Raw genomic sequence first — 1,167 nt, 5'->3', positions numbered from 1 at the left:
CTAGTGTTCCGTTCCGCTGATTCGCGTACAAAGTCTTTGTAGCTTTGCGAGGATGGAGTCAGCGGAAGCGGTCCATGTAAACGCTTTGCAATTCTCGTTGTAGTGGGACACGAATTGATCGATACGCTTGATCAGTTGCTTGACCGAGCCGAACGAGCCGCGACGTATGGCCTTGCCGGTGATCAACGCAAAGAAGCGTTCCACCTGGTTAAGCCACGAACTATAAGTGGGGATGAAATGCATGTGCCACCGAGGCCGCGCGGCCAGCCATGCCTTGACTTTGGGATGCTTGTGGGCACTGTAGTTGTCAACGATGCAGTGCACGTCGAGAGCTTGCGGGACCGCCTTGTCGATCTCACGCAGGAACGACAGAAACTCCTGGTGCCGGTGACGCGGCTTGCAGGTGGCCAGCACCGCGCCGTTGAGCACGTTCAGGGCCGCAAACAGCGTGGTGGTGCCGTGACGGACATAGTCATGCGTGACACCCTCGACGTAACCAAAGCCCATCGGCAGCATGGGCTGAGTACGCTCAAGCGCCTGGCATTGGCTTTTCTCGTCTACGCACAGCACCAGCGCGTTCTCCGGAGGGCTCAGGTACAGGCCGACCACGTCGCGCAGTTTCTCGATGAAGAACGGGTCGGTCGACAGTTTGAAGCTTTCGCTGCGGTGCGGCTGGAGGCCCAGCAGTTTGAAGTATCGATGGACGCTGGTCGCAGAGATTGCCGTCTCGGCAGCAATTGTGCGTACGCTCCAATGCGTGGAGCCGTCGGCAGGCTTGGTATGCAACGTCTTGTGGATCAACTCGGCCACCCGCTCGTCATCGATCGTGCGAGGCTTGCCGGGCCGGACTTCGTCGTACAGACCATTGATGCGCTGTTCAAGAAACCGGGCGCGCCATTTACCCACAGTGGCACGTGTGAGTTGCAGGCGCCGGGCAATCTCGCTATTTGGTTCGCCAGCGGCCGCAGCCAGGACGATGCGTGCCCGTGTAACCAGCGCAGCCGGAATCGAACGCGAACGCGCCATCGAAGCAAGTTGCGATTGTTCGGATTCGCTCAACATCAACTCCACCTTCGGTCGTCCCATTGGCATGCTGGTATCTCCCGTTCCGTTGATACCAACATCCTACGCAAACATAGTTCAGTTAACAACGGAACAGGACACTAG

1 protein-coding gene is annotated in these 1,167 nt (G+C 58.1%); it reads right to left on the bottom strand.

Going from position 1 to position 1,167, the window contains the following annotated elements; all coding sequences use genetic code 11:
• Positions 1-1,092 carry an IS630 family transposase gene (locus FQ755_RS01175; protein WP_144150299.1) on the bottom strand — a complete coding sequence of 364 codons (1,092 nt, stop codon included), beginning with the start codon at positions 1,090-1,092 and terminating at the stop codon, positions 1-3.
• Positions 1,093-1,167: the final 75 nt, after the last annotated feature.

Source organism: Paraburkholderia sp. BCC1885 (assembly GCF_900996235.1).
Classification (GTDB): domain Bacteria; phylum Pseudomonadota; class Gammaproteobacteria; order Burkholderiales; family Burkholderiaceae; genus Paraburkholderia.
Note: the sequence above shows the minus strand (reverse complement) of the source record. Positions and strands in the feature narration are given on the sequence as shown.